This window comes from Streptomyces sp. URMC 126 (assembly GCF_051386555.1).
Taxonomy (GTDB): domain Bacteria; phylum Actinomycetota; class Actinomycetes; order Streptomycetales; family Streptomycetaceae; genus Streptomyces.
The window spans coordinates 1-19484 of record NZ_JBPQTX010000118.1 but is presented as its reverse complement, the minus strand read 5'-3'; the positions used below and the strand labels follow the sequence as shown (position 1 = coordinate 19484).

The 19484-nt window shown below is 76.2% G+C and carries 15 protein-coding genes; 10 read left to right on the top strand and 5 right to left on the bottom strand.

Annotated features, from left to right (window positions below):
• The 7 genes from ACSNOK_RS16435 to ACSNOK_RS16405 form a co-directional block, all read left to right on the top strand.
• Window positions 1-363, top strand: a 363-nt coding sequence (locus ACSNOK_RS16435; protein ID WP_436781424.1) for a nitroreductase family protein, incomplete at its 5' end; no start/stop codon positions are given.
• Window positions 364-519: 156 nt separating this feature from the next.
• Complete coding sequence (locus ACSNOK_RS16430) at window positions 520-702, top strand: hypothetical protein (RefSeq protein ID WP_004943468.1); 183 nt, start codon at window positions 520-522, stop codon at window positions 700-702.
• Between the two features lie 79 nt (window positions 703-781).
• Window positions 782-2725 (top strand): TOMM precursor leader peptide-binding protein, encoded by a 1944-nt coding sequence (locus ACSNOK_RS16425; RefSeq protein WP_436781423.1) that lies wholly within the window; start codon window positions 782-784, stop codon window positions 2723-2725.
• Window positions 2726-2740: 15 nt separating this feature from the next.
• Entirely contained in the window at window positions 2741-5341 is a 2601-nt protein-coding gene (locus tag ACSNOK_RS16420; RefSeq protein WP_436781422.1) for a lantibiotic dehydratase, read from the top strand.
• The gene (locus ACSNOK_RS16415; protein WP_436781421.1) at window positions 5328-6365 is read left to right on the top strand and encodes a lantibiotic dehydratase C-terminal domain-containing protein; all 1038 of its coding nucleotides are present in this window, start codon (window positions 5328-5330) and stop codon (window positions 6363-6365) included. The genes ACSNOK_RS16420 and ACSNOK_RS16415 overlap by 14 nt, the downstream gene beginning before the upstream one ends.
• Entirely contained in the window at window positions 6362-7552 is a 1191-nt protein-coding gene (locus tag ACSNOK_RS16410) for a thiopeptide maturation pyridine synthase (protein WP_436781420.1), read from the top strand. The genes ACSNOK_RS16415 and ACSNOK_RS16410 overlap by 4 nt, the downstream gene beginning before the upstream one ends.
• A gap of 179 nt (window positions 7553-7731) precedes the next feature.
• Window positions 7732-8508, top strand: a complete 777-nt coding sequence (locus ACSNOK_RS16405) for a hypothetical protein (RefSeq protein WP_436781419.1) — start codon at window positions 7732-7734, stop codon at window positions 8506-8508.
• A 34-nt stretch (window positions 8509-8542) separates the two neighbouring features.
• On the opposite strand, the gene ACSNOK_RS16400 is transcribed toward ACSNOK_RS16405, so the two are convergent.
• The 4 genes from ACSNOK_RS16400 to ACSNOK_RS16385 all read right to left on the bottom strand — a co-directional run bounded on the left by ACSNOK_RS16400 (window position 8543) and on the right by ACSNOK_RS16385 (window position 14387).
• A complete protein-coding gene (locus ACSNOK_RS16400; RefSeq protein ID WP_436781418.1) occupies window positions 8543-9088 on the bottom strand; it encodes a hypothetical protein in 546 nt (181 codons plus the stop codon).
• A gap of 313 nt (window positions 9089-9401) precedes the next feature.
• Window positions 9402-12203 (bottom strand): AAA family ATPase, encoded by a 2802-nt coding sequence (locus tag ACSNOK_RS16395; protein WP_436781417.1) that lies wholly within the window; start codon window positions 12201-12203, stop codon window positions 9402-9404.
• A 266-nt stretch (window positions 12204-12469) separates the two neighbouring features.
• Window positions 12470-13570 (bottom strand): mechanosensitive ion channel family protein, encoded by a 1101-nt coding sequence (locus ACSNOK_RS16390; protein WP_436781416.1) that lies wholly within the window; start codon window positions 13568-13570, stop codon window positions 12470-12472.
• A 382-nt stretch (window positions 13571-13952) separates the two neighbouring features.
• A complete protein-coding gene (locus ACSNOK_RS16385; RefSeq protein WP_436781415.1) occupies window positions 13953-14387 on the bottom strand; it encodes a DUF5997 family protein in 435 nt (144 codons plus the stop codon).
• 53 nt (window positions 14388-14440) lie between these two features.
• Here ACSNOK_RS16385 and ACSNOK_RS16380 point away from each other — a divergent pair, with 53 nt between their 5' ends.
• From ACSNOK_RS16380 to ACSNOK_RS16370, 3 genes are all read left to right on the top strand, one after another.
• Window positions 14441-15250, top strand: coding sequence for a LysR family substrate-binding domain-containing protein (locus ACSNOK_RS16380; RefSeq protein WP_436781414.1), 810 nt, complete (start codon window positions 14441-14443; stop codon window positions 15248-15250).
• A gap of 118 nt (window positions 15251-15368) precedes the next feature.
• Window positions 15369-16367 carry an ornithine carbamoyltransferase gene (argF, locus tag ACSNOK_RS16375; protein ID WP_436781413.1) on the top strand — a complete coding sequence of 333 codons (999 nt, stop codon included), beginning with the start codon at window positions 15369-15371 and terminating at the stop codon, window positions 16365-16367.
• A gap of 55 nt (window positions 16368-16422) precedes the next feature.
• Window positions 16423-17397 (top strand): zinc-binding dehydrogenase, encoded by a 975-nt coding sequence (locus ACSNOK_RS16370; protein ID WP_436781412.1) that lies wholly within the window; start codon window positions 16423-16425, stop codon window positions 17395-17397.
• Window positions 17398-17589: 192 nt separating this feature from the next.
• On the opposite strand, the gene ACSNOK_RS16365 is transcribed toward ACSNOK_RS16370, so the two are convergent.
• Window positions 17590-19484 (bottom strand): anthranilate synthase family protein (locus ACSNOK_RS16365; RefSeq protein ID WP_436781411.1); only part of this gene is annotated, 1895 nt, incomplete at its 5' end.

Here is a 19484-nt window from a genome sequence, read left to right as displayed (position 1 = left end):
GGCGGACTCCCCCTCCCCCGCCCCGACGGCTCGGCCGTGGTGGCGATGGTCTGCGACCGGACCCCGTCGGTGAACACGGCCAAGGCCAACGCGCTCGTCTTCCTCACGGTGGACCGGGAGGCGGGCGACCGGCTCTTCGGTCCGCGCGGCTACCGGATCCTGCACCAGGAGGCGGGGCTGGTGGCGCAGCGGATCAGCGTGCTGGCCGCGGCGGAGGGGGTGTCCGCCCGGGTGACCAACGGTTACCACGACGGGATGGTGCGCGAGTTGCTCGGCGTGGGCCCGGAGCGGGTGCCCGTCTTCGTCCTCGTCCTCGGCCGCCGTCGGCCCTCCGCACAGTACGAACCCCCGCTGACCTGGTAGGACGCTCCACCCCAGGGTGGGGGCCCGGTCGGAACCTACGGGCCGTCCTGCGGTCGGCCCGTAGAGCCCGCGGCCGGACCCGGGGCCCAGGATCGGCAGCGGTTCCGGCCCCCGCCGGAGCCGTCCGTCGCACAGCACCACCGAGAGGAGGACCCCATGGAAGCGAAGCTCGAGCTGGACCTCGGCGACCTGAGCGTCGAGGAGCTCGACGTGCTGCCGACGTCTCCGGGCGCCGGCCTGGAGTCGATCAATGTCGGCCACGCCATGGTCGAAATCGGCGCGTCCAACTGCACCTCGCGCGGTACGCCCGCGAGCTGCTGCTCCTGTTGCTGCTGCTGAAGCGGCCGCATCTGCCGTGTCCGGCGGGCTCGTCGCCCGCCGGACACGGCGTCACCGACCACCAGCGAGGAACGAGACCGTGACCGACGCCGCTCCGGACGCGCCCCTCGGGGCGGGTGTCACCGTGCTGGGCAAGGGCCTGCTCGCCACCGCCGTCCGCGCTTCCCTCGACCGGGCCGGCCTGCCGGCCGCCGGGACCCACGACGGCCGCTCCGCGGTGGTCACCGTGGACGACGGCTGGAACCCGGCGACCGAACCGGAGGTTCCGGGTGTCCCGTGGCTGCCCGTGCGGGTCGAGCTCGGAACGGTGGTGATCGGGCCGTACGTCGTGCCCGGCCGCCCCGGCTGCGCGCGGTGCGCCCGGACCCGGCGGACCCGCGCCCTCGGGCCGGACAGCCCCCGGGCCGAGCTGGTGCGCCGCCACGGCGACCGGCTGGCCGACCGGGCCGTGCCGCTGCTGCCCGCGTGGGCCCGGGACACGGTGGCCGCCCTCGTCACCCACGAACTCGCCGCCGGCGCACGCCGGCTGACCGACCGGGCCGTGCTCATGCTGGCCCTGCCCGACCTGACGGCCGGCGTCCACCCCTTCCTGCCCGTGCCCGACTGCCCGTCGTGCGGTGGGCTGCCCCCGGACCGGCCGCCCGTCCTCATGGACGTGCCGCGCCCCAAGCCGGCGCCGGACGTCCACCGGACCCGCGACCTCGCGGCCGGCTGGGACGCCCTCCAGGACGCGTACGTGGACGGCCGCACCGGCGTGGTGCGCCAGCTCGACGTGCGCACCGACTACCCGTACCCGATGGTGTCGGCCCCCCTCCACCTGCCGGGCGGCGAGCAGGAGGCCGGCTTCGGCCGCGACCTGGACTACGCGTCCTGCGCGCGCACCGCCCTGGCGGAGGCCCTGGAGCGGCTCGGCGGCGCCCGCCCCGGCGGCCGGCGGCCGACCGTGCGGGCGCCCTACCGCGAAGTGGCCGGGCAGGCGCTTTACCCGCCGGACCTCGGCCTGTACCCGCCGGAGCGGTACGCGGAACCCGGCTTCCCCTACCCGCCGTTCGACCCCGGCCTGGAACTGTCCTGGGTGTGGGGCCACTCCTTCGCCCGCGACGCGCCCGTCCTGGTCCCGGAGGGCTACGCCTACTACCGGACCCGGCACGACGGCCCGCACGCCCGGCCGCTGGCGTACGAGGTGTCCAACGGCTGCGCACTGGGCGGCTGTCTGGAGGAGGCGGCGCTGCACGGGCTGGTGGAGCTGGCGGAGCGGGACGCGTTCCTGCTCACCTGGTACGCGCGGCTGCCGGTGCCCCGGATCGACCTGGGCACGGTCGCGGACCGGCGCATTCCGGTGCTGGCCGAGCGGATCCGGCAGGACGGCGGCCACGAAGTCGTCGCGTTCGCCACCACCCCGGAGCACGGCATCCCCACGGTCTGGGTGATGGCCGTGCACCCGCGGCCCGGCCGGGAACCGGCGGCGGTCTGCGCGGCGGGCGCCCACTTCGACCCCGAACGGGCGCTCCTCAACGGCCTGCTGGAGCTCACCGCGAACCTCGGCTGGAACCGGGTGGCGTGGCGCGAGGAGACGGCGCGGATCGCCGCGATGGTCGACGACCCGGAGCTGGTGCGGGAGATGCGCGACCACGCGCTGCTCTACTGCCATCCGGCCGCCTTCGACCGCTTCGGTTTCCTGTTCGGCGAGAAGCCGGCGCTCCCGGTCGGGGAGGCGTTCGCGCGGGCCGGCCGCCGGCCGCGCGGGGCTGACCTCCGCGACGACCTGGCCGAGGTGGTGGCCCGGTTCACCGGTGCCGGCCTGGACGTCGTGGTGGTGGACCAGACCACGGACGAGCACCGGGCGGGCGGCTTCGCCTGCGCCAAGGTGATCGTCCCGGGGCTGCTGCCGATGACCTTCGGGCACCGGATGCGGCGCACCCACGGTCTGCCCCGGCTGCGGGACCTGCCGGCCCGGCTCGGCCACCGCGCCGGACCACTGGACGCCGCCGACGTCAACCCGCACCCCCACCCCTTCCCCTGACACCCGGAGGTGACCATGGACCAGGACTTCTCGACCCCGGACACCTTCGGCGTGCGGGTCGGCGGGCTTCCCGTGGCGGCGCTGGACGAGATGCGTTCGCCCGCGCTGTGGCGGGGGGTCGACGCGGTGCTCGACGGCGACGAGCGGCTGACCGCGCGGGCGGCGGAGCTGTCGGACGCGCTGTTCGAGGTGATCGGGCGGACGGCGGAGGGCCGGCCGGCGCTGGTCGCCCTGCGCCGCGCCCTGCACAACCGCAAACCGCTCACCGACCGGATCTGGAACGACTCCGTCCGTGCTCTGTTGCCCGCCGCCGTCATCGAGGGCGTCCACGCCCTGCTGCGGCTCCGCGAGGAGCTCGGGCGGGACCGGGCGCGCCTCGCCGAGCTGGTGGAGCACCACGCCCGCACCCGGCACACCGCGCTCCGGAAGGCCGTGTGCGATCCGGCGTTCCGGCACGGGCTGGTGCTGAGCAGCCCGGATCTCCACGCCGAGCTGTGCCGGTGGCTGTCCCGGCCCGAGGAGACGGTCCCGGACCGCCGGCTGGCGCTCCGGCTGACGAAGTACCTCTCCCGCATCACCCTGAAGACCACCCCCTTCAGCACCTTCACCGTCAGCGGGCTGGGGACGTGGCGGGACGGGCCGGTCACGGAACCGGCCCGGCCGGTGGTCCGGACCGTGGCGGAACTCAACGTCTGGGTGGTGCAGCAGTTCGTCCGGGAGCTCTCCCGGCATCCCGCCCTGGCGCCGGGGATCCGGCTGCGGCTCAGCCCGGCCGCCCTGCGCACCGGCGACCGGTGGGAGTTCCTGGGCCCCGGCCCCGACGAGCCGCTGCGCGGCCTGGCCGCCTCGCCGCCGGTCCTGGCGTGCGTGGACGCCGTGGCCGGCGGGCGGACGCGGGCCGAGGCCGCGCGCCGGGTCGCGGAGCTGACCGGCGGCACCCGGGAGGCCGCCACCGCCTATCTGGACCGGCTGGTCGACCTCGGTCTGCTGGAGGCCGAACGGCCGTTCCCGGATCAGGATCCCGACCCGCTGGGGGCGCTCCGCGCCTGGGTGGCCGGCGCCGGCCCCGCGCTCGCCGGCCTGGAGGCCGAACTCGTCGCCCTCGTCGAACGGGTGGCCGCGTACCCCGGGCTCGCCGATCCGGAGGACCGGCTCGCGTGCGTCCGGGACGTCGAGGCCGCGCTGCGCCGCGTCGCGGGCCTCGTCGGCGCCGAAGGGGTGGCGCTGCCCGCCAAGAACAGCATGGTCGAGAACGCCCTGCTGGTCCCCCCGTCCACCGCCCTGGACCGCCGGGCCTGGGAGCCGGTGCTCCGGGACCTGGACGTCGTGCGCCGGCTGCACGGCGTCCTCGACCCCGCCCAGCCCGGCCGCGTCGCCCTGGCCGACCTCTTCGCCGAGCGCGTCGGGCCGGGAGCCGCGCTGCCCTTCCCGGCCTTCCACCGGACGGTGCAGGGCTGGGTGCGCGAGGACCCCGGCCTGCTGGACGTGCTGTCGGTCACCACGCACGGCTACCGGGCGCTGGCCGGCCACCGGCTGCCGAGGATCAGGGAACTCGTCCGGCTGCGGGCGGAGTTGTGCGCGGAGGTGCTGGACGGGCGGCCCGACGCGGACGGCGTCCTGCGGCCGGCCCCGGGCCCGCTCGCCGCGCGTGCCGACGGCTGGCCCTCCTGGCTGCGTCCGCCGGACTCCGTGACGTACTACGGCCAGCCGCTCGGCGACCCGGCGGAGCCCGGCTTCGTCCTCAACGCCGTCAACTCCGGGCACGGCCGCGGCCGGGACCGGATCCGCCGGCTGCTCGCCCAGGCCGGGGCCGCCGCCGACGCGGACACCGCGCCGCCGCCCGACGGAGTGATCGTCGCGGACACCTGCCGGCACTACGGCAGCAACGTGGGGCTGCGGTGCTCGGCGGTGGCCGACGAGATCGACGTCCCCGGCGGCTGGAGCCGGCGCCCGGAAGAGCACCGGATCCCGTTGAGCGACCTGGAGGTGCGGCACGACCCGGAGGCGGGCCTGCTCGTCCTGTGGTCCCGGGCCCGCGGCGCCGAGGTGCGGCCCGTCCACCCCAACCTCATCGCCGAGATGTGGCTGCCGCCGGCCCTCCGGCTGCTCATGCAGGTGTTCGGCGCGACGTCCAACCTGCTGATCCCCGGCCGGCGGATCTTCGGCGACACCTCGCCGTCGCTGGTGCGGGAGTTGCGGACGGAGCCTCGGGTGGTGGTCGGGCGGACGGTGGTCAGCCGCCGCCAGTGGGTGTTCCCCGCCGGCGCCGTGCCGGTGCGGCGGCCGGGCGAGGGCGACGCGGCGTACCTCACGCGCCTGGCCGGCTGGCTGCGCGGGCACGGCATGCCGCGGCGCTGCTTCGTCCGGGCCCTGGACCCGGGCGCGGTGGCGGACGGCAGCGTGTGGCGGGTCAAGGACCGCAAACCACTGGCCGTGGACTTCGCCAACCTCCTGTTGGTCGGCCTGTTCGAGCGGATGCTCGCCGAGCCGGACCACGTGCTGTTCCTCCAGGAGGCGCTGCCCGACGCGTCCGGCCTGCCGGACCTCGGCGACGGCGCGCCCCGGGTGACCGAATACCTCATCGAGATCAATGGAGACCGGCATGCCGACCGCTGACGAACCGCTGTCGCCCGAGGACGCCGCGGGCGCGGACTGGGTGGCCGCCCACGTCTTCTACGACACCGACCAAGACGGGCTGCTGACCGGCTGTATCCGGCCGCTGGCCGACGAGCTGGCCCGCGCCGGGCTGGTGCGGCGGTCGTTCTTCCTGCGCTACTGGGAGGGCGGGCCGCACGTACGGCTGCGCCTGCTGCCCGCCCGCCGGGCCGACCGGCCCGAGGTCGAGCGGCTGGCCGGCGAACGGATCCGCGCCCATCTGGCGCGCCACCCGGCCCCCGACGTGGTGGACCGCTCCCGCTTCGAGGGGGTGGCCGCCGAACTGGCGGGCCTGGAGGGCCGTCCGGGCCACGACACGGCGGTGCGGCCCAACAACACCGTGGAGTTCCTGCCGTACGAGCGCGAGCACGAGGACTACGGGCACGGTCCCGCGATCGCCGCCGTGGAGCGGCACTTCGCCGAGTCCAGCGAGCTGGCCTTCTCGGTGGTGGCGGCCGGCACGACCGTCGAGCAGCGCGCGCTGCTGGCGTTCGACCTGGTGGTCGGGGTGTTCGCGCTGTGCGACGAGATCCGCGGCCGGTGGGCGCGGGCCGGGGGCCCGCCGCTGCCCTTCGGCAGCGGCCCCGAGGCCGAGGACCTCGAACCCCGGTACCTGGCCCAGCGGGAGGCGCTGCGGGAGCGGGCGCTGCGCACCTGGCGGGTCGCCGAGAAAGCCGAGCACGCCGAGAGCACAGCCGCCCGGCCGGACCAGCGGACGTACTGGCTGGAGTCGGTGCGCACGCTGCGGGACGCGTTGCACGGGCTGGAGGACGCGGGCGTCTTCACCACCGACTGGGCGGGCTCCCCGCTGGCCGTCCCCCTCGACCTGGCCGCCACCCGGCACCCGTCCACCAGCCTGGTCCTGCTGCGCTGCGCGCACCTGGTCAACAACCGGCTGGGGCTGACCCTGTGGCAGGAGAACCAGGTGCGCTTCCTGGTGGGCCGGGTGCTCGCCGAGCTCCCCGAAGCCCTGGCCACGCCGTGAGCCGGCCGGCGCCCCGGTGGCACAGCCTCCACGTCCACCACCACGACGCGGACGCCGAGCCCGCCCTCGTCCTGGACGCCGTCCGCCCCGCGTTCGAGGCCGTCCGGCCGTGGACCCGGGGTGCCTGGTTCGGCCGGCACTGGCTGCGCGGCCCGCACCTGCGCCTCAACTTCCGCGCGCCCGGCCCGGTGTGGGAGACGAGGATCCGGCCGGCGGTGACGGAGACCGTCGAGGAATATCTGCGCGTCCGGCCGTCCGCCGTACGGCTGGACGAGGCGGAGCTGGCCCCCGTGCACGAGCGTCTGGCGGAACTGGAGATGGAGACCGGGCCCCGGCACCCCTGGGTCCCCGACAACACCGTGCTGGAGTGCCCCTACGACCACCGGCTGCCGGTCCTGGGCTCCCCGCGCGCCAGTGAGCTGCTGGCCGGGTTCCTCTCCGACACCAACGGCCTGGCGTTCCGGATGTACGAGCACCGGGCGGCGGGCGGGTCGACGGCCGCCCTGGCCCTGGACCTGATGTGGACCACCGCGTCGGTGGCGGCCGTCCCGTTCGAGGAGGGCGGTCCGCCGATCGTGCGCGGCTTCCTCTCGCTGCGCTCGCACGCCGACGCGTTCCTCTCCCGTACCCGCGATCCGGCGGCGCTGCGGGCCGCGTTCGACGCCCGCTTCCGGCGCCGGTCCGACGCCCTGTGCGCGCGGCTGCGGGCGGTACAGGAGGCCGTGGACGGACGCCGGGACGACGTGCCGTTCGTCGCCGAGTGGGCCGACGCCGTCCGCCGCCGGCAGCGGATCGCCTACCCGCAGCTGGCGTCCGGCGCGGTGTCGCTGCGCGGCGCCGGCCTGGCGCCGAGGCCGCCGGCCCGGCAGGTGAGCGGCTTCCACCGGCTGCTCCGATCCGGCCACGGGCAGGAGGACTTCCTCTGGACGGACCCCTGGTTCGCGTCCTTCCGCCTGATGGTCAACTACCTCTACGTCCACCTCAACCGCCTCGGGCTCGGCCCCGCCGACCGCGCCCTCCTGTGCCATCTGGCGGCCTCCACGGTGGAGGCGGTCCACGGCGTCACGGCCGCCGGTCTCTTCCGCCGCCACGTCCTGCCCGCGACGCCGGGCGGTACCCCGGAGTGGCGCCGGCTGGCCGCCGAGTGGGGACGGGCGGGTGAAGCGGCGGCCGGGCAGCCGGGATGACGGGGGCCGTCGCCGGGTGGCGTCCCTCGGCGGACCTTCGGAAGCCGGGTGCCGGTTCGGCCGGTCGCGCTAAGCTCGGTGCGGACTCCGGCGGTTGGCCGACGGAACGTCGGGAGCCGGGCCGGTGCGCGTGACGGCTTCGATTCCGGCCGGGGCGACGGTTGCGGGAGGTGCGGACCATGTCTCGACGTTCACGGCTGCGGCCGGTCGGGGAAGTGACGGCGGCCGACTGGGTGGTCGCGGGGGTCGGGCCGTTCGGCTCCGGGGTGGGCGGCCTGGTGCCGCGGGGATTCGCGGCGTACGCGCGGATCCTCCACCCCGCGTCGGCGGCCGACGACACCCCGGTGACCTGGGCGGAGGTGGCCGCGTGGGCGGGCAGGACGGTGCATCCCCGGGCGCAGTTCCGGGCACTCGCCACCCCCGCGTCGCCGGTGCGGGCGGCGCGGCCCTGGGAAGAGGACCCCGAGCCGGGCTCGCTGCCTCCCGCCACGCTGGCGGCGCTGTGTGGCGTCCTGGCCCGGCACACCGCGGCGGGCGACCGCTGCTGGTTCTGCGTCGGGGACGGGTACGAGTCCACGGCGGACGGCCGCGCGACGGTGTCCTTCACGCCGGAGGAGGGCGACGGGCCGCCGGAACCGGGCCCGCTCCCCCCGGAGTTCCCGGCGGGCCTCGTCGACGGCCCCCGAGTGGAGCTGCCGAAGCGCGACTATCTCCTGCTCGAGGGCCCGCTCGACGCCGCGGGAGAACTGGCGGTGTCCCTCTTCCCGCAGTCGCCCAACCTGTTCTGGCCCGACGACCGGGCCTGGTGTGTCGCGACGGACACCGACCTCGACTCCACCTACCTCGGCGGCTCGGCGGCGCTCGTCGCCGACGTGCTGGCGGACGAGCGCCTGGAGGCCCTCCGGGTCGAGGTGACCGACCCGGTGTGGGCGGACAGCGACGAGGTCAATCGCTGACACCGGGCGTCGGCCGCCCGGTGTCAGCGCTTCGTCAGCGGCACTTCGTCAGGTGCACCTTGGCGGTCCTGGCCGCCATGTTCGCGGTGGGCGGGTTGTAGCCGACGGGCGCGACGATCTTGGCGGCCGACTCGCCCTGGTAGTAGCCGGACCGGCAGACGAGCGCCGCGTTGCCCTTGGCCGCGGCCCGGCCGGTGCTGCCGTATTCCTTGATCTTCGAGCCGTGGTTGCTGAAGAGGCCGACCTTCCCCTTGATCAGCCGCACCGGCTGGGTGCAGGTCACGCGGACCCGGACGTTGACCGTGCCCGGCACGTGACCGGAGTGGTGCGGCGCGCCGTGGTTGGCTCCGACGAAGACCATCTCGCAACGGATGACCCGTCGCGAGGCGGCGACGGCCTTGTCCTGGCCCGCCGGGTGGAACGTGTACTCGGTCTTGGCGAGGACCCGCTCCGAGCCCGGGCCGGGAGTCGCCGCTCCCGCCGTGGACACGCCGCCGACGACGGCGATGACCGCCGCCGCCCCCACGACTCCCGCGCGCTGTGCGAGGCCGGACACGGCGCCTCGTCGTTCTCGCTTCATGTTCGTGTCTCCTTCCGCTGGTACCGGTGCCTGGCCGGCACGTCGGTCGCGCCCATGGCGCGACCGGCCGTTCCCGCCCGAGACGGGCGTGGTCCGCCCGTCGCTCCGGTGCTCCGCAGCCCCCGTAAGGAACGTCAAAGCCCTCTGGTGCCGGATGTCGTCCGTTCATGCCGCCGGGCGACCACTCGTGGGACGAGGGCCTCTCGGCGGTTCGCAGGATCGTATACGGCAACTCGTCTGGCGGGAAAGGGCTATTGTTCCGGTTGAACGCCAGTGCGGAAACGGACGGCGGGCGTCGGCGGCCTGTCGCCGCTCACGCCGGTGTCCGGGACTCCGCCGGCATCACTTCGGCGAGTTGACGACGGCCGGAGATGCCGAGTTTGCGGTAGGCGCCGGAGAGGTGGAACTCCACGGTCCGCAGGGTGACGAAGAGGCGTCCGGCGATCTCCCGGTTGGTGTGGCCGTCACGGGCCAGGGAGAGGATCCGCAGTTCCTGCGGGGTGAGGCCGGTCAGGGTCGGCGGGACGGTGTCGTGTCCCTCGGCCGGGCACGTCTCCCGCCGCGCCACCGCGATCCGCCGGGCGAGCGGCCGGGCGCCGCACGCCTCGGCGCCGGCGGCCGCGACCGTGAACGCCTCGCACGCCTCCTCCGTCCGGCCGGCCGCGCCGAGGGCGCGTCCCAGGTCGAGGCGGGCCGCCGCGGCGCCGAGCCGCGCGGGCGAGCGGCCGAGCAGGGCGACGGCGCTGTCGAGCAGGTCGATCCGGCGCGGGCCGGTCTCGGTCACGGCGACGGCGTGCAGGGCGGTGCCCACGGCCCGGGGCGTGCCCCAGCGGCGGGCGTCGTCCAGTTCGGTCCGCGCGAGGCGGGCGGCCTCGGCGGTCTGCCCCTCGGCGGCCAGCAGGTGGGCCGCCCGGGACCGCCAGGGCAGGACCGCCGGGTTGCGGACGGTGAGTTCCGTCAGGGCCCGGCCGGCCGCGTACCAGTCGTCCACCGCGCCGGGCACCTCGCCGGTCCGTGCCCGGAGCGCGGCGCGGGCGGCCAGCACCGCCACGGTGTCCTGCCGCGGCGGCTGTTCCCCGTCGAGCCCCCACCGGGTCAGCAGCGTCCGCGCGGTGTCCGTGTCCCCGGCCGTTGCGGCGGCCTCGATCAGGGCCGCGACGGCGAGCCGGGCGAGGACGTGCGAGACCGCCGGTTCCGTGGCGAGCGGTTCGATCAGGGGCGCCAGGATGCCGGTCACGCCCGGCAGGTCGCCCCGGACCCGGCGGACGGTGGCGCGGAGCAGGTCCACGGCGACGTCCGTCCACCGCCCCGGCCGCGCCCCGCCGACCGGCCGGTAGCGGCCGCACCAGGTCACGGCCTCGGTCAGCTCGTCGGCGTGGATCAGGGCGCGGCAGCCGTACCAGAGGACGGTGGCGGGGCCGCCCTCCCCGGCGGCGGCCAGCGCCTCCCGGGCGTACCGGGCGGCGGCCGTCCGGTCGTCGCCGGCGCGGACGGTGCGCACGGCGCGCAGGGCGGCCGCCCGGCCGCCGGATCCGGAGGTGCCGGCGTCGTCGAAGGTGTCGGAGGTCTCGGGGGGCTCCGCGGACTCCGCCGTGTCGGCGGGCGGGCCGTCGGGCCGCTCGCGGTCGGGGAACAGCCGGGCCGGGCCGGCCGCGCGGACGAGAGCCCGGTGCAGCCGCAGTCTGCGGAGATGCGCGGGCGCGTCGGCTCCGATCCGGCCGGCCGTGTCGTCGAGGACGGCCACCGCGTCCACGGGTCTGCCGCACCCGGTCAGCAGCGCGGCGAGGTCGAGGGCGTAGTCGGCCGCGGTCCCGGGGTCCTCGGCCTCGCGCCGGGCGGCGTCGAGCAGCCGGATGGCGCGTTCGGGGTCGGTGAACCCGTCGAGCCGGGCGAGTTCGCAGCGGACGGCCGACCGCACCCGGGGCCGCAGCCGCTCGCGCAGCAGGCCGCGGAGGTGCTGGGCCGCCTCCTCCGTCCGTCCCTCGCCGGCCAGCCGGCGGGCGGCGGCCATCAGGGGCTCGACGGTCCAGCTCTGCCCGAGCGGGCCGGCGGCGACCAGGTGCCGGGCCACCCGGGTGGCGCCGAAACCGCCGTCGCGCAGGAGCTCCGCCGCCCGCAGGTGCAGGGCGGCCCGGGTGCCGGCGGGGATCCGCTCGCCGACCATGGCGGCCAGCAGGGGGTGGCGGAACGTCAGGGGGATGTCGTTGGCGAGCAGTCCCCGGCCGACCAGTTCGTCGACGGACGACAGCGTCGCCCCCACGTCGAGCCCGGCGAGCCGGGCGGCCTGGTTGATCTCGGCGTCGGCGCCGAGCACGGCGACGGCCCGGGCCAGGCCGAGGGCCGGGCGGGAGAGGCCGCCGAGCCAGCGCTCGGCCCCGGGGAGCGCGGACGGGCCGGTGCCGGGGCGGAGTTCGTCGGCGGTGGGCGCGGTCCCGGAGCGTCCGGCGAGCAGGGCCAGCAGTAATGCCGGGTTTCCGCCGGTCAGTTCGTGGCAGGTACGGGCGGTCCGCGCGTCGAGCGAGACGCCGCAGCGGGTCTCGGCGAAGCGGGCGACGGCGTCGGCCGGCAGGCCCGCGAGGTCCAGGCATTCGGCGCCGACGGCGAGTTCGGCCTCGGGCGCCGGGCCGGGGGAAACAGCGAGCCCCCGGGCGGCCAGCACGATCACCAGCCGGGCCGGGGGCATGGTCCGGGAGAGGGCGAGTAACCAGCGGAGCGACCCGGGGTCCAGACAGGAGGCGTCGTCCAGGCAGAGGGCCACGGGCGCCTCGGCGGCCTGCCGCCGCGCCCGCTCCACGAGTTCGGCCGGCGGCTCGGGGGCCGGCGGGGCGGCGGGGTCCGGTAACGCTCCGGGCGCGGCCCCGGTGGCGGGCAGCCGGTCGAGCAGGTAGCCGGCGGCGGCGTACGGCCGGCCGGACAGGCCGCGCGCGTCCCCCGCCGCCACCTGGAACCCCGCGGCGGCGGCGAGCGCGGCCCCCGCCTCCAGTACGGCGGACTTCCCGATCCCCGGCTCGCCCCGGACCAGGACGGTGACCGGACGGCCCGCGCGGGCTCCGTCGAACAGTCCGGCCAGGCGGGCCAGTTCACTCCCCCGACCGGTCACGCCGACCGACGCCATCCGTACCTCCCCGGCGGAAGCGGTCGCGCCTCCGGCTCAGGGCGGGGGCGCGGCCGCATGGATGTATGACCCGACAGGCCCATTGCACGCCGTTTATCACGACGTACGACGAAACGATCAACCCCGTCCCATGACAGTACAGCGCGTGTCGTACTCGCTTCAATGGTCCCTTTCCCGCCCGCTCCCACCCGCTCCCGCCCGCGCGGCGGGACCCGGCCGCGCCCTGGGCGGCCGGGGGCGACGGACCGTCAGGACCCTCCGGACCGTCAGGAGCGGGAGCTCTTCCGGCCGCCCGCGTCCTCGGCCGGAGTGCGCGGGTGCGGGATCAGCGGATCGCCCTCGCCGCCCCGCAGGGCGACCGTGCGCGTGGGGGCCGGGATGCGGATGCCCTCGGCGCGGTAGCGCTGGTGCAGGCGCTTGATGAACTCGTGCTTGATCCGGTACTTGTCGCTGTACTCGCCGACCCCGAGGATCACGGTGAAGCCGATCCGGGAGTCGCCGAAGGTGTGGAAGCGGACGGCCGGCTCGTGGTCGGGCACGGCCCCCTCGACATCCCGCATCACGCTCTCCACGACCTCGTTGGTGACCTTCTCCACCTGCTCCAGGTCGCTGTCGTAGCCGACGCCCACCTGCACGGTGACGGTGAGCGGCTGCTCGGGCCGGCTGAAGTTGGTCATGTTCGTCCCGGCCAGCTGGGCGTTCGGGATGATGATCAGGTTGTTGGAGAGCTGCTCGACGACGGTGTTGCGCCAGTTGATGTCGACGACGTAGCCCTCCTCGCCGGTGCTGAGCCGGATGTAGTCGCCGGGCTGCACCGTCTTGGAGACCAGGATGTGCACGCCCGCGAAGAGGTTGGCCAGCGTGTCCCGCATGGCCAGGGCGATGGCCAGGCCGCCCACGCCGAGGGCGGTGAGCAGCGGCGCTATGGAGATGCCGAGGGTCTCCAGGATGACCAGGAAGCCCATCGCCAGGACCGTGATACGCGTGATGTTCACGAATATCGTGGCCTGTCCGGCCACGCCGGACCGGGACTGCGTCACCGTCCGCACCAGGCCGCTGATCACACGCGCCGCGGTGAACGTGGCGCTGAGCATCACCACCGCCACGAGGATCTGGTTGACGGTGTGGCCCACCTGGCGGTTGAGCGGCAGGGCCGCCGCTCCCGCCGCCACGCCGGCCGCCACCGCCGCGCAGGGGGCGAGGGTGCGCAGGATGTCGACGATGATGTCGTCCCCGATCCAGCGCGTCCTCAGGGCCCGCTCGGCCAGCCACCGCAGGATCACCCGCAGCAGGAGCGCCGCCACCAGTCCCGCGGCCACCGCGATGCCCGCGGCGATCCCGTCGTGCAGCGTCAAGTCCCCGGTCACCGGCGCCCTCCGTTCCCGGACCGTGAGCCGGCGGCGCTCCGCGCCCCCGGCGATCCGATACGACCAACCGTCACGTCGTCCTACCTACCTGTCCCAAGCGATCGTCGATGCGCCAGGACGTCAATGAGACCTGGCACAAAACGCCATCCTGCACCACAGAAGTGCCGTCTTCTGACCCGCCGTCAGGGCATAGCCGCCGACAAGCCATCAAAGCGGACGCGCTGATTCGGGCAGATTTCGACAGGAGGGCCGGGACGTGCCCGGGGGCCGGCGAGGGGGCGCGGGCCGGGGCGAGGGCGACGGCCGCCGGAACGGCGGCAGGCCCGGCCGGGGACGAGTCCTGGGCCGGGCCTGCGGTAGGCCTGCGGAGGGGGGGTGAGGGTCAGGAACGCCGTGCGGCGGAACCCGAGGGGGAGGCGGGTGCGGCGGAGGAGGCGGCGGCCCGCTGAGCGTCCCGCTCCTTGACGCGCTGCGCCTCCTTGCGGACCTCGGCCTGCGTGGCGCGCTCGCGCTCCAGCCACTCGGGCCGCTCCTGCTTGAGCGCCTCGATCTGCTCCGTGGTGAGCGCCTCGGTGACACCGCCCCGGGCGAGGCCCGCGATGGAGACGCCGAGCCTCGCGGCGACCACCGGCCGCGGGTGCGGCCCGTCGCGCCGCAGGTCGCGCAGCCACTCCGGCGGGTCGGCCTGGAGCGCGTTCAGCTCCTGGCGGGAGACCACACCCTCCCGGAACGAGGCGGGGGTGGCTTCCAGGTACACCCCCAGCTTCTTCGCCGCGGTCGCGGGCTTCATCGTCTGGGAGGTTTTGTGCGTGGTCATGCGACCAAGGGTACGGGGCGATCGGCACGCTCCGTGACCGGTAACCTGGGCGGGTGACAGGCTCGCAAGACTCCCCCACGTTCCGGCTCGCCTACGTCCCGGGAGTGACACCCGACAAATGGGTGCGTATCTGGAACGACCGCCTGCCCGAGGTGCCGCTGACCCTGCTGTCGGTGCCCCCGCACGAGGCGCCCGGCGTGCTCCGCGCCGGCGGCGCCGACGCCGCGCTGCTCCGGCTCCCGGTCGACGGAACGGACCTCAGCGCGATCCCGCTGTACACCGAGACCACCGTGGTGATCGTCCCCAAGGACCACCTCCTCACGGCGCTCGACGAGGCGACGACCGCCGACCTCGCCGACGACATCGTGCTGCACCCCCTGGACGACGCCCTGACCTGGGAGCGGCTGCCCGGCCGGCCCGCGCTGGAGCGCCCGGCCACCACCGCGGACGCCGTCGAGCTGGTCGCGGCCGGCATCGGCCTCCTCGTCGTACCGCAGTCCCTCGCCCGGCTGCACCACCGCAAGGACCTCACCTACCGGCCGCTGACGGACGCCCCGCAGTCCCGGGTCGCCCTGTCCTGGCCGGAGGAGCGGACCACGGACCTCGTCGAGCACTTCATCGGCGTCGTCCGAGGCCGTACAGCCAACAGCACCCGCGGGCCCAAGCCGCCCGCCGCCGCGGAGCGCCGGTCCGCCGGGGCGGGCTCCGCCGGACGCAAGGGCGGCGCGGGCGCCCCCCGGAAGGGCGCGGGGAAGGGCACCGCGAAGAACACCGGCAAGGGCTCGGGCAAGGGCGGCGCCCCGGCCCGCGGGTCCGGCGGTTCCTCGCGGGGCGCCGCCGGGCGGCGCCGCCGGAGCCGCTGACCGTCCCCTCGGGAGCGCGGGCGTTCACCCGCGCGGCGCGGGCGGCGTGCCCGGTCCGTCCGCCGGGGCCAGACTCGGGGCAGATCCCGTCGGCGGACCCCTGACTCGGAGGCGCCCGATGACCCGACCGTCACCGGCGCCCGGCGCCGGCTCCCCCGCCGTGGACGGCCGGGTCCCGGACCATCTGCTGCGCGTCGGCGACCTGGAGCCGGACGTCCTGCGGGCCCTGCTGAACCAGGCCGAGGCCATGAAGCGGGAGCCCCTGGGCTGGGTGGACAGCCTGCGGGGCGCGGCCGTCGGATGCGTCTTCGAGAAGCCGTCCACGCGGACGCGGGTGTCGCTGGCCACCGCCGCCCACCGGCTCGGCATGGCCGCCGTCGTGCTCAACCGGGACGAGCTCCAGCTCGGCCACGGCGAGACGGTCGCCGACACCGCGCGGGTGCTGTCCTCGTATCTCGACGCCCTCACCGTGCGCACCTTCGAGCACCGCGTGGTGGAGCGGATGGCCGAGGCGTCCGCCGTGCCGGTCGTCAACGCGCTCAGCAACAGCCACCACCCGTGTCAGTCCCTCGCCGACCTGCTCGCGCTGCAGGAGCACTTCGGGACGCTGAAGGGCCTGCGGGCCGCCTTCGTCGGCGACGGCGGGAGCAACACCTGCACGTCCTTCCTCTCCGCCTGCGCCGCCACCGGCATGCACCTCACCATCGCCCACCCGGCCGGGTACGGGACGGACCCCGCCGCGCTGGACGAGGCCCGTACGGCGATGCGGCACTCGGGCGGGTCCGTGTCCGTGACCACCGAGCCGGAGGACGCGGTCCGCGGCGCGCACGCCGTCTACGCCGAGGTGTGGGTGCCCATGGACCGCCCCGGCGAGGCCGGCGAGCGGCGGCGGGACCTGGCCCGGTACCGGGTGGACGACGAGCTCCTGGCGCACGCGCCCGGGGACGCCGTGGTCCTGCACTGCCTGCCCGCCGTCCGCGGCGAGGAGATCACCTCCGAGGTGCTCGACGGCCCCCGCTGCCTGGCCTGGCTCCAGGCCGCCAACCGGCTCCCCACCGCCCAGGCGGTGCTGCACACCCTGATCACGGCGGCCCGCTCGCGGGCTCCCCTGAGCTGACAGAGGCGGGAGGGAACCGGAGCGGCGGGCGGGGTCGGACGGCCAGAATGGCCGCATGGATGCCGCGTACATCGAGGAGTTCGGTCCCGCGGAGGCCATCCGCTTCGGCGAGCTGCCCGCGCCGCGCCCGGGCCCCGGCGAGGTGCTGGTGGAAGTGGAGGCGACGACCGCCAACCACGTGGACACCTTCGTCCGCTCCGGTGCCGTGCGCACTCCGGTGGACTTCCCGTTCGTGGTCGGCCGCGACCTGGTGGGGCGGGTGGCGGCCGTCGGCCCGGGCGTCGCGGGGTTCCCGGCAGGCACCCGGGTGTGGTGCAACAGCATGGGCCACGGCGGCCGGCAGGGCGCGGCGGCGACCCTGGCGGCGGTGCCCGCCGAGCGGCTCTACCCGCTGCCCGCGGGGGTGGACCCGCGCCGGGCGGTCACGCTGGCCCATCCGGTCGCCACCGCCCATCTGGGCCTGGTCACGCACGGCGGGCTACGGGCGGGGCGGACGGTGGCCGTGGTGGGCGCGGCGGGCAACGTGGGGTCCGCCATGGTGGCGGTGGCCGCCGCGGCCGGAGCCCGGGTCGTGGCCGTCGCCCGGGCCGAGGACGCGGCGCGCTGCCGCCTGCTGGGGGCGGAGGTGGTGCTGGACCGCCGGGAGGCGGCGGACGGCGGCCTGGCGCGGGTGTGCCCGGACGGCGTCGACCTGTACGCCGACGCGGCGGGGGCCAACGACGTGCCCGGCGCGGTGGCGGCGCTGGCGCGGCGCGGCCGGCTGGTGCTGCTGGCCGGCATGGCCGACAGGGCGGTCCTGCCCGTCGGGCCGCTGTACGTCGCGGACCGCTCGGTCGTGGGCTTCGCCATCACCAACGCCACCGTGGACGAACTGGCGGCGGCGGCCGTGTGCGTGAACGCCGTCCTGTCCGCCGGCCGGCTGAGCCCCCGGGAGCTCGTCGAACTGCCGCTGAGCGCGACGGCGGAAGCCCACCGCATGCTGGAGTCGGGCCGGCTGCGGGGGCGTCGGGTGGTGCTGGCCGCCCGGTGACGGGCGGGGTCGGCGGGGATCCGGTCGGGTATGGACCGGGCACGGGCCGGCGGGGCCCGGAGTACCGCGCGGCCCGGTGCGCCGAGCGCCGTCCGTGACCGGCCGCGGAACCCGGGGCGCGGCCGGAGCGGCCCGCGAGCGGACGGCGGGGCAACATCCCGCCCGCGAGCGCCTCGGGATCCGGCCGTCCGTTCAGGATCCGACCGCGCTGGGCCGTGCCGTGCCGAGCAGGCCGGTGAGGAGCGGCCGGAGGACGCGCGGGCCGTCCCGGGTGAGGACGGACTCGGCGTGGAACTGCACGCCGGCGAAGTGCGGGCCGCGCAGGGCGTGGACCTCGCCGGTGGCCGGGTCGCGGCAGACCTCCACGCGTCCGCGGGCCGGGTGGTCCAGGTGGTCGGCGGCGCTGTGGAGCGCGTAGCTGTTGTAGAAGCCGACGGGGACGCGGCGGCCGAAGAGGTCGATCTCCTTCCGTACGCCCTGGTGCGGTGTGGGGCGCCGGCGGACGGCGAGGCCCAGGTGGTGGCCGAGGATCTGGTGGCTGAGGCAGACGGCCAGGAAGGGCCGGCGGCCGGCGAGGAGGCGGCCGGTGGTGTGGTGCAGGCGGGCTATCCGGGTGTCGGCGAGGTCGAGCGGGTCGCCGGGCCCGGGGCCGGTGACGACGAGGTCGTGACCGGTGAGGGCGTGCGGCCGGTCGTGGCGGCGGACGGTCACCCGGGCGCCCTCGGCGCGCAGTTGGTGGGCGATCATCGCGGTGAAGCCGTCCTCGGCGTCGATCACCAGGACACGGCGGCCCGCCAGGGGTCCGTCGCCGTCGGGCAGGGGGTCCGGGCCGTGGAGCCAGAAACGGGCGAGGCCGGTGTTCCGGGCGGCGAGGGCGGAGCGGACGGCGGGCCGCCGGCCCAGGGTCGTCGGCCCGGTGCCGGGGCGGGGGGCGGCCAGCAGGCCGCGGGCCTTGGCCCGGGTCTCGGCCGCCTCGCTCGCCGGGTCGGAGTCGCGGACGACGGTGGCGCCCACGCCGATGGCCAGCCGGCCGCGGGCGTCGATGTCGGCGGTGCGGATGAGGATGGCGGAGTCCAGGGTGCGTCCGCCGTGGCCGTCGCGGCCGACGAGGGCGATCACCCCGCTGTAGTAGCCGCGGCCGCGGGGTTCGTGGCGGCTGATGACGCGGGCGGCGCTCTCCAGCGGGCTGCCGGTGACGGTCGGGGCGAACAGGGTGGCGCGCAGGATGTCGCGGACGTCGCGGTCGGTGCGGCCCTCGATGAAGTACTCGGTGTGGGCGAGGCGGGCCATCTCCTTCAGGAAGGGTCCGCGCACCCGGATCCCGCCGTCGCAGACGGACGCCATCATCTTCAGTTCCTCGTCGAGGACCATGTAGAGCTCGTAGGTCTCCTTGGGGTCGGCGAGGAAGTCCAGCACGCCGGCGAGGGTCGGGCCGCCGGCGGGGTGGCGGTAGGTGCCGCTGATGGGGTTCATCACGGCGGTGCCGGCGCGCAGGGTGACGTGGCGTTCGGGGCTCGCGCCGACCAGGGTGCGGCCGGGGGTGTGGACGAGGAACGTCCAGTGGACGCCCGTCTCGTGGGCCAGCAGGCGGCGGAAGAAGGCGGTGGCGGCGGCCGGCGACCAGTCGGTGACGTCGGCGAGGAAGCGGCGTTTGAGGACGAAGTTGGCGCCGGCGCCGGTGGCGATCTCGTCGTCCACGAGGGTGCGGACCAGCCGCGCGTAGGCGTCGTCGTCGAGGTCGAAGTGTCCGCCGGTGAGGCGGAGGGGCGTGTCCGGGACGCGGGCGAGGAGAGTGTCCCGGCCGACGGCGGCCTGGTCCCGCACCGTGAGGGCGAGCAGGGGCGTGCCGTCGTCGGGGGCGGCCAGGCCGCGTTCGGCCAGCTGCCGGTAGGGCAGGACGGCGAGGAGGTCGGCGGCGGCCGGGCCGTGGGCGGTGGCGGGCAGGGGGAGGCCGGCGACGCTCGGCGGGGTGGTGAGGTCGCCGGTGAGGACGTCGACGTGGTCGCCGCCGGTGGTGGCGGGGCGGTAGAGGAGGGCGAAGGGCGGCGGGTCGGGGCTCAGGACGCGGGCGAGGAGCGCCTCGCCCG

Coding starts and splice junctions, on each gene's coding strand:
- ACSNOK_RS16430 (WP_004943468.1), top strand. CDS start 520: ATGGAAGCGAAGCTCGAGCTGGACCTCGGCGACCTGAGCGTCGAGGAG.
- ACSNOK_RS16420 (WP_436781422.1), top strand. CDS start 2,741: ATGGACCAGGACTTCTCGACCCCGGACACCTTCGGCGTGCGGGTCGGC.
- ACSNOK_RS16415 (WP_436781421.1), top strand. CDS start 5,328: ATGCCGACCGCTGACGAACCGCTGTCGCCCGAGGACGCCGCGGGCGCG.
- ACSNOK_RS16405 (WP_436781419.1), top strand. CDS start 7,732: ATGTCTCGACGTTCACGGCTGCGGCCGGTCGGGGAAGTGACGGCGGCC.
- ACSNOK_RS16400 (WP_436781418.1), bottom strand. CDS start 9,088: ATGAAGCGAGAACGACGAGGCGCCGTGTCCGGCCTCGCACAGCGCGCG.
- ACSNOK_RS16395 (WP_436781417.1), bottom strand. CDS start 12,203: ATGGCGTCGGTCGGCGTGACCGGTCGGGGGAGTGAACTGGCCCGCCTG.
- ACSNOK_RS16385 (WP_436781415.1), bottom strand. CDS start 14,387: ATGACCACGCACAAAACCTCCCAGACGATGAAGCCCGCGACCGCGGCG.
- argF (WP_436781413.1), top strand. CDS start 15,369: ATGACCCGACCGTCACCGGCGCCCGGCGCCGGCTCCCCCGCCGTGGAC.
- ACSNOK_RS16370 (WP_436781412.1), top strand. CDS start 16,423: ATGGATGCCGCGTACATCGAGGAGTTCGGTCCCGCGGAGGCCATCCGC.